The sequence below is a fragment of the Pseudophaeobacter leonis genome (genome assembly GCF_002087335.1).
Taxonomy (GTDB): Bacteria; Pseudomonadota; Alphaproteobacteria; order Rhodobacterales; family Rhodobacteraceae; genus Pseudophaeobacter; species Pseudophaeobacter leonis.
This window is the reverse complement of the sequence record NZ_MWVJ01000112.1, coordinates 1-8,381: the sequence shown is the minus strand read 5'-3', so window position 1 is coordinate 8,381 and position 8,381 is coordinate 1. Positions and strand designations below refer to the sequence as shown.

Below are 8,381 nucleotides of genomic sequence, written 5' to 3'. Positions count from 1 at the left end.
GCGGCTGTTGCGGGAGCGGCGGGCCGATGTCGGGTTGATCACGGATCCCCCCCATATAGGCGATTGGGAACGGGTGCCGATACAAGAAGCCCAGTACGTGACCTATGTTCTACCATCTTCACCACTTGCTGATCGGGACATGCTGCATTTAAGAGATCTGGTGGGGGAAACGATCATCCTGCCCGAAAGCGGATCCCTGACCGAGCGCATCGTGCGCGAGGCATTGGTCGAACACGGAACCCATTTCCGGCGCACTATCAAAATGACAACCTTTCCGCTGATGTGCGAAGCCGTGCTGCAAGGGGCCGGGATCGCCATCTTTCTCAGCAACAGCGGGTTGATTTCCCGCGGTCTGGTCGAAGTGCCGGTCGCTGAATTGTCCGAACCGCACGAAACCGCAGTCGTCGCGCCAAAAGACCGGGCACGATTGCGATTGGTGAAAGCCTTTATCGACATCGCATCGTCTTCAGATTTCCGATAGCCCATGAAGAAGGGGCCAAGTATTCCCCATCGAAGAGGAAACCTCCAAGAGGTAGTCCGCCGGATTTCGGACTTTTATACAGATTGCAGCGAATGGCCGTTAACCGTCCCTCGTGTCGATCAACACGAACGGCCCAGACCTGCCTTTCACCGACCGGTCAAGATGCTGCAGTCGCAGCCCGCATTGCCGCCGTTCGCTGCGGGCGCGAAATCAAGACGACGGCGAACTGATAGCCTGCGGACTTTGCTACCGTTCCCCGTCGTTCCCTGGATGTCGGCTTTGACGGTTCCGCTAATCTGCAAAATGCTCCGCCCAAGCCGCACGCCGCCGTTGATCCCTCTCCTCGTAGACTTGGATTGCATTGAGAAGATCAGCTGGAGACAGTGAGCTCTGGTTATTGGCGATCCGCGTCATCTGCATCGTATACCATGCCGTCACGCCGCCTTCCGGTGGGGTGTCAAAGCGTGGGAAGTTAGGTTCCGGCGTGTGACCGGCTTGCCATTTCTTCGGCAAGTCGGGATCGACGATAAGCGCACGCGCGAGGCCAACCATATCGGCGGCTCCATCCCGGATGGCCGCCTCTGCCTGTTGCAACGTCTTAAAGCCCCCCGTCACCATCAGCAGCTTGCTCGTCTTTGTGCGAGCGCGTTTGGCAAAGTCCACAAAATAAGGGCCAGACCCTGCACGATCCGATGAAGAAGGCGCACCAGGAAAGTATGTCCCACCACTGATGTCGATCAGATCAATGCTGGTGCTGTCGAGAGCCTTCATGACGGCAAGTGCTTCGTCTTGCTCGAATCCACCTTCGAGCTGATCTGTAGCATTGAGCTTTATTCCAATGGGAAAATCCGGGCCGACAGCGCGTCGAACGGCGTCAATCGTTTCCAGCAAAAGGCGCATTCTGTTCTCCAGACTACCACCATAGGCATCCGTCCGCATGTTGAACAATGGCGACAAGAACTGGCTCAGCAGGAAACCATGTGCCGCGTGAACTTCAACGCCTCCAAACCCAAACTCCTTCGCAAGAACAGCCGTGCGCGCAAACTCATGGGGTATACTCTGGATTTCCGACATTGAGAGCGCGCCACATTTCAGCCCCGGAAGGTCAAGTGCGCTTGGCCCCTTCGGGTTACTTATCGGCGCATCGGCCATCGCGCCAGCATGTCCAAGCTGCAACCAAAGATGCGCGTTATTGTATGATCCCGCACGTGCTAGGGTCTTGAAAGTTTCAGGATCTGAATGGGCGTCAAGGACGAGATTCCCCGGCTTCTCGGCATAATGAGGCGAGCCCTGAACCTCGCCAATGATTGACAGCGCCAATCCGCCCTCCGCCCACCGTTCATATAGGCGATTTTGAGCATCCGTTGGCGCGCCACATCCATTGCCCAGTGAGTCCGACATTGCCGATTTCGCCATGCGGTTCTTGAGGACAACGCCGCATGGAAGACGCAACGGCTGTGTGAGTATATTTGTATTCGAAGCGTTCATCTCAGCGGCACCCCATTTATCCGGCATTCGTCACAAGCCGACATTCGTACGCGATACTCCATTTGTCAAAACGGGCTCACAGCGGACTTGCGGCGGTGCAGCGTGTGGTTTTCACCGACACTCTGTCGCCGGTCTGATCGGCACACCTGGTTGACTGCTGCCAGCCCAAAGTGACCGATGCGAAGCGAGGTTGGCTCTCGTTGCCGCACATGCACAAATCGCATCTCGACTTCCTGGAAGCGGACATTCAAGCTGTCAAACGTGGCTTTTTGCCCTCAATGTCAGCAATGAGCCTATTCTGTTGAAAAACTCGGTGTTGGGCTAAATCTGAGCATTCTACCGGAACACTGTTCCACTGATGCCCCATTTTGCGAATACTGTTTGTCAGACGGACCTCCACAAAACAGTTGTTCCAATTTTTGGCAACGCTTTTCCTGCCAGGGAGTTTTTCAACGGAATAAGCCCAAAATTGACATTGCCTAGCATTGTTGAATAGCTGTTCGGACGCCATTTTCCTTGCCCCAAATACCTTTAGGAGTTCGCGCTAATGATTGATCTGGTCGGTCTAATGTCGGTTGGCATTGCATTTTTCGTTGTGGCCGCTTCTCCGGGCCCCGCAACTTTGGCAGCGGCGACTGTTTCCATGAGTTCTGGTAGAAACAATGGGCTTCGTTTCGGTTTGGGGTTGTCGGTCGGATTGGCTTTCTGGGGGCTGGTTGCGGCCACAGGAGTGGGAGCCGTTTTACAGGCGTCGACATATGCCCTAACGGCGCTCAAAGTCTTTGGCGGCGGATATCTCTTATGGCTTGCCTTCAAAACTGCCCGATCTGCCTGTGAAAAGACGCCAACGATGACGCCACATGAGGCAAACGGGGGATGGTTCAAACGCGGGCTCATCCTAAATCTATCAAACCCTAAAGCTGTTGTCGCTTGGATGGCGACGCTTTCCTTGGGATTGGGGGATGGCGATGGGGTTTGGCAGGTGGCACTGGCAACACCAATTCGCGTGGCACTGGGTTTCTTTATCTACTTTGTTTATGCACTCGCTTTTTCCTTGCCTAGAGCGCAATGAGTGGCTACGCGCGGGTCCGCAGATGGGTCGATGGCGCGGTCGCTGGTCTCTTCGCCATTGCGGGGATGGGTCTTTTGCGATCAGCATTCGGCAAGTAAAAAGTGTAATGGCAGGTCTGTCCGCTCAGCCGAACTTGACCTCCGGTTTCAGTCCCGGTTTGGTGCGCTGGCGCGACGAACGGCGGCAATGAGCCCCAAACCACGATTGCTTCACGGCGCATGAATGGCAGATTTCACGTGAGTATGGCCATTGGCATTCGATCGGAGTATGCTTTCGCCATCATTTGGCTCTTCCGGTTTGAAGCTAAAGTGGAAGTGGCTAAGGCCACTCCGTCATGAGGCCCTGCGTCAAAATTTTCATATCCACCTACATAGGTTTCAATTACAACGCTTCATTAATGAATCGCATCAACTTCCTTTACATTGTCACCACTGTGACAGCCATTGCTACTGCTGCAATGGGAGGGCATTTCCTCATTCGATCTGGGCTACCTACAGCGGACGTTCTCGCAGATTTTGACCATAATCACCCCCTGATCAGAATCGCTGACTTCGAACCTGGTGATGCACGGATCATCAAGATTAATCAGTTCCCGGTCATAGTCTGGCGGCGAGATTTCGATGATATTATGCTAGCAAAGCAACACGAAGACCCGGCACTATGGCCCGATCCATTTTCTGTTCTTTCCGGCAAAACAGAGCCATTTCCAGCACAGGATACCAGCCTGATGGTGAACGACGAGTGGTTCTTCGCATGGGCCCTAAATCCGAGTGGTTTTGGCTGCGTCGTGTTGACCCGAGCAGGCGATTTTGATGGTTTCTTTGATCCCTGTCGGGGCGTTCATTTTGACCTGTCTGGCCGCATCCGCAAAGGACCGTCACATGGTAATCTAAGGATCATTTCAGCTCAGATGACTGAGGATGGCAGATACTTTCAGCTTGACCTTACTAATCCGCCGAAAACCAGACGTTAAATTACTCGTATATCGTCGTTTTAAGGTTTCTGCCTTTATCGATACGCGGAAGTTGAGACAAGGTGCAACGAACGCAATGTTTGTCCGCTCACCTCCCTTGACCTCAGGCCCGAGTGCCGATCTGGTGTGCTGGCGCGGCGAACGGCGGCAGTGAGCCTTACTTCCGGACTACACTGGCGCAGCATTTCGCCGGTGCAGCAATTCGGCATCGACAATTGCGGCCCGCACCGACCCTTCCTTAACTGTAGTGCCGATAGACCAAATCCGACGGATCAGGCCGTTGCGCGTGGGCATCGAGCGTTGCACCGAGCCGTTCTGCCAGTCTGGCGGATTTCGCATTCTCAGGATCGACGTAGCTCACCAGCGTGTCGATGTGCCCCACATCACGGCCCCATTCTCGCAAGGCGGCCGCAGCCTCATATGCGTAACCATGTCCTTCCGCCTCAGGATAGAGCAACCATCCCAATTCGAACTCCGGTCACAAGGGGCCCGAGTTGATGCCTACTTGTCCAAGGCATTTGCCGTTGGTCGTATCCTCGATCATGAGGGCACCGCACCCAAACAGGCTCCATTGGGCGTGATCTGCACAGAACATTCCCCAAGCCACGGCAGTGGAGAAAGGGCCCCCCATGTAGATGGAGCGGTCTGACACCATCAGACGCTGGTAGGCGGTCCAATCTGTTACCCGCATGGGCCGGAGGATCAGGCGGGGTGTCTTGAGCGTAGGGATCGGGGGCATGTGCCAGCCTTTTACTCCTGCATACATTAAGCTCATAACGGATCAATGTCGGCAATGTCCGCAGTCCTGCCCTCTAGTGATCATAAATGCTGCAGCAGGGGGTGAATGGCTGGTTTGGTGAAGCTGCCCAGCAGCGTGACCTGACACGGCCAAGGTCGGCTCCGGGCCGTTCATGAAGGGGCCTTTCACCCAGGAAGGGCGTCGTTGAAAAGGACGCTATCTACGCAAAGCGCCATCTGCGTTTAGCAGGGATCTATTCCCCTGTGCGCCCAAACGACTTCAGATAGCGCATTCCCAGTTGCTGCGACTAAGCTTCAACCCGGCTACGCGGCGGCGTGCCGATTTGCGGCTGCACGCCCTTTGGTTGAGCAGCAGCCGACTGAGTGCCTGCGTGTTCTCTATTGGAAACCATCTGAGAAAAGGAGACATGGCTCACCTTATGCTGGCGCAGGGTTTCGTTGTCATTGTGTGGTCGAAACTCGGCCTGCACATTGGGCGAAGAGTAATACCGTCCAATAACGGTCTCGATGCGTCCCAGCTTGTGCCCCAGTTGTTGCAGGTAGTACCAAAAAATAGCATCTCCGATCGACAAAATAGGGTCACGGTTTCCAAAGTAGGTCGGGTACCAGGGCTTAGTTTTCTCCAGATCCCACAGCGTTGCCGGACCAAAGGTCTCGCGTTCTCCGGTTCCGCTGCCAAGTCGTAGGTTTTGCGGCTGTACAGGTGGCCAGTCCGGCTCAAATTTCGTTGCCCGTGTGTTGTAAGAGGAGAATTGTTCAGTATGAAAATGCTGATCAAAACGAATGGACCACTCACCTCCGACAAGTGCCGCATCCTGACTTTGAATGGCATTCAGCAACAGCTCTGCCGCGTCGGTCGCCAGCCGGTCATCCATGTTGAGATTCATCACATAGCGGGTCTGTGACAAAGCAACAGCTGCCGCCCAAGCCTCATAGATCGTAAGCGGTCCGGAAAACGTATGCGAAGGGCATTCCAGCCAGTCTGGTGCCGTGTCGCCATTGTCAAAAATATAGCAGGGTTCGATCGGAATCGACTGTCGTTTCAGGTTTTCCCAATGAGACTTCAGAAGCTCCAACTTGTTGGGTTTGCTTGTGCCACACGGCGCAAAAAACAGTTACTTTTGGCCGATTCTGGGCGGTGCAATCTGGTATGTGCTGTGACGATATGCGCATTTTCGTAATTCAAACCTGCCTAAATCTCTGCAATCCGAGTATCTATTTTTTTTGGATAAGGTGGAGGGTTTAAGTAGCAGTTAAAACTTGTTAGGTCTTTCTTTAGTCGCGCAAAGGGCTTTGTTGCACAAATGGGTTGATGGGATTCACTGGATGAATCCATAATGATAGCTGCGGGTATAAGCCGTTGGGCCCCTAGAAAGTACAAGACCAAGAATGGGTCGTCGTACAATGGCAGTTTGAAGCGTCGGGGGGGCGTTGTCGAACTGCTTTGATCCGGCAATGGCTTGGATGCCGCCGCCAAGTGGCAAACGGGAACGGCAGCAACAATTCAGTAATTCCGCCATTCAGACCTGTCTGACGTTGAAAGTCCTGTTTGGCATGCCGCTTTGCCAGTCGAACTCACCAGCAGCAACTTCGGAGATTATCCCGTACTGCCGGAACTTCTAGACCAAGTCCCTGCCATCGGCAGTGTCACCGCAGATAGTGCCTATGACACACTCAAATGCCAAAACGCGGTTGCCGCCCGAGATGCCCAAGCGATGATCCCGCCCCGCAAGAATGCAAAGCCCTGGAAGCCGAAGAACGCCGGAGCAATTGCCCGCAACGATGCGGTCAATCCGCAGCGTTATCTGGGCCGCACCCTGTGGCGACGATGGAGCGGGTATTACCGCCGAAGTCGCGTCGAAACCAAGATGCATTGTTTGAAACTAATTGGCCAAACGCTCATGGCTAGGAACTTTAAAAGGCAGGTTGCCGATATCCAAATCCGTATCGCCGTGCTGAACCTCTAGACGGCTCTTGGCATCACTGTCACTGTGCCCATGTCCAACACTCAAATTGAAGAGTTTCTGGCGGTGGGCTATACGCGACAAACGATCCTGGAAGTAATTCTCGGCACAGCTCTCAAGACTTTGTCGAACTACACCAACCACATTGCTGAAACAGATTTGGATGTTGCTTTTCAGCCTAATACTTGGACTACTCCAACTCATCAAGCTGCCGAGTAGTAACACCAGGAAGGCTTGGCCTTTACATGCGCACCTCATGTACTTGGATTAGCAGTTAACCGCCAATTGAGAATGTCTCTCGGCTGGCGGTTTTCCTTAGCTTGGAACGGGCGGCTGATATTAAGTGAAATAAATCTAGTTATAATTGTTCACTTGGGTTTGAAATGTCGTCTTTTGAGCATAGCAGCCGTCGAGGCGAACAGCAGCGAATGTCTAGAAACCGCCCTTCGTACCGAAATGTGCATGGTGCAGCAATTCGGACAACTTCCACCTCCCATCGCGGTCACGAACGGCCCAGAGCCGCCGTTGACCAGATGTCCAAGCGCTGCGTTGCAGCTTCCCCGAAGCTGCCGTTGGACACATTGTGCAGCATTTTGGGGTAGACGGAGGGCAGGACTGCGGACAAAGCGCGCTTTCGCTGCGTTTGCGCCAATGTCAGCTTCGCTGAAAATCGTTCAACAACCCGCGTTTGTTTTCGGCGCTCCTAACCGTGACTCTTATCCATATTACGCCTTTGGGGGTGTCCTTTGAGTGAGACATATTGTATCGGTACGCAGATGCAAAACATTACAGTTATCAGCCTTGATCACCCTGATCTGGACGACATTCTAGACCACGGAGAACGCCTTTTGTGGTCTGGTGAACCGGGATACGGGCGACGGTTTTTACAGCCTGTGGGTGACGAGTGGAAGCTTTATATTGGCCTTTTTGTTGGGGCGCTTGCCATGTGGGGCACTCTACCGTTTATTGATACGGAAGCTCGCTTTGGCCGCGACGAAGCCGTCTGGGTTTACGGTGCATTTACAATTTCTTGCATAGGAATTTCATTGCTTTTGGCCAGCCAGCGTCAGTATGTGCTGCAAAACCTAGCCTATTTGATTACGGATAGGCGTGCTGTCATTTGTCGTCGAGGTCGAAACTGGCGATTTGTTGTGCGTTATACGTCGTCTCCTGCCCCCATTCAGATTCTTTTTCTTATTCGGTAATTTCAAGTCGCCCTTATCCAATGCTGCAAGTTGGGACGCTGCTCTCTGAGGATCTAGTGCAGCCCTTCGGTTTGGGGCTATCTCATCCAGGCCACCCATTTCTTTGGGAGCGGGCAACCTACCCAATCACGCTTGATTACATGCCGAATGCGCAAACTTTGCTCGAGCTTGTTCAATCTTGCGCACGTAGAGACTAAGCATCCTTACCATTGGTTTGTTTTATCCACGCTGCGCCATCGGAGAACCTTCCCACCCAAGCATTTGTTGAAGGTTTGTGCCTCGTCCATGACAGCGGCCATTCGTGCCATCGTGAAATTTCGTTAAAGAGGGCTCGAAGCGGACTTGCGGCGGTGCGGCACCCGGTTCTCGGCAGTAAGCGCCCCTGGGAGGTTGCTCTGATGACTGCTGTCAGCCCTTTCTAGACATTAGCCAATGTACC

General features: G+C 53.6%; 8 protein-coding genes and 2 pseudogenes. 6 read left to right on the top strand and 4 right to left on the bottom strand.

What is annotated here, in order from left to right:
* Window positions 1-481: substrate-binding domain-containing protein (locus B4968_RS20800; protein ID WP_173907560.1), on the top strand; the 481-nt coding region annotated here is incomplete at its 5' end.
* A gap of 291 nt (window positions 482-772) precedes the next feature.
* On the opposite strand, the gene B4968_RS20795 is transcribed toward B4968_RS20800, so the two are convergent.
* Window positions 773-1,969 carry an NADH:flavin oxidoreductase/NADH oxidase family protein gene (locus B4968_RS20795; RefSeq protein WP_083101157.1) on the bottom strand — a complete coding sequence of 399 codons (1,197 nt, stop codon included), beginning with the start codon at window positions 1,967-1,969 and terminating at the stop codon, window positions 773-775.
* 547 nt (window positions 1,970-2,516) lie between these two features.
* Between B4968_RS20795 and B4968_RS20790 the strand changes: the two genes are divergently transcribed.
* Together B4968_RS20790 and B4968_RS20785 are read left to right on the top strand one after the other, a co-directional pair.
* Entirely contained in the window at window positions 2,517-3,041 is a 525-nt protein-coding gene (locus tag B4968_RS20790) for a LysE family translocator (protein ID WP_206601124.1), read from the top strand.
* Between the two features lie 334 nt (window positions 3,042-3,375).
* Window positions 3,376-4,014, top strand: a complete 639-nt coding sequence (locus B4968_RS20785; protein ID WP_083101156.1) for a Rieske (2Fe-2S) protein — start codon at window positions 3,376-3,378, stop codon at window positions 4,012-4,014.
* 168 nt (window positions 4,015-4,182) lie between these two features.
* Here B4968_RS20785 and B4968_RS24925 read toward each other — a convergent pair whose 3' ends face one another.
* The 3 genes and pseudogenes from B4968_RS24925 to B4968_RS20775 form a co-directional block, all read right to left on the bottom strand.
* A complete protein-coding gene (locus B4968_RS24925) occupies window positions 4,183-4,353 on the bottom strand; it encodes a hypothetical protein (protein WP_241525899.1) in 171 nt (56 codons plus the stop codon).
* A 19-nt stretch (window positions 4,354-4,372) separates the two neighbouring features.
* Window positions 4,373-4,471, bottom strand: a pseudogene (locus tag B4968_RS24920) (GNAT family N-acetyltransferase); the annotation flags it as partial.
* A gap of 589 nt (window positions 4,472-5,060) precedes the next feature.
* Window positions 5,061-5,849, bottom strand: a complete 789-nt coding sequence (locus B4968_RS20775) for a glycosyltransferase family protein (protein WP_193791590.1) — start codon at window positions 5,847-5,849, stop codon at window positions 5,061-5,063.
* 276 nt (window positions 5,850-6,125) lie between these two features.
* On the opposite strand from B4968_RS20775, the pseudogene B4968_RS20770 reads away from it, so the two are divergent.
* From B4968_RS20770 to B4968_RS20760, 3 genes and pseudogenes are all read left to right on the top strand, one after another.
* Window positions 6,126-6,740, top strand: a pseudogene (locus B4968_RS20770) (transposase).
* A 30-nt stretch (window positions 6,741-6,770) separates the two neighbouring features.
* Entirely contained in the window at window positions 6,771-6,956 is a 186-nt protein-coding gene (locus B4968_RS20765) for a carboxymuconolactone decarboxylase family protein (RefSeq protein WP_206601123.1), read from the top strand.
* A 527-nt stretch (window positions 6,957-7,483) separates the two neighbouring features.
* Window positions 7,484-7,942 (top strand): hypothetical protein, encoded by a 459-nt coding sequence (locus B4968_RS20760; RefSeq protein WP_139792955.1) that lies wholly within the window; start codon window positions 7,484-7,486, stop codon window positions 7,940-7,942.
* The last annotated feature ends 439 nt before the right edge of the window (window positions 7,943-8,381 follow it).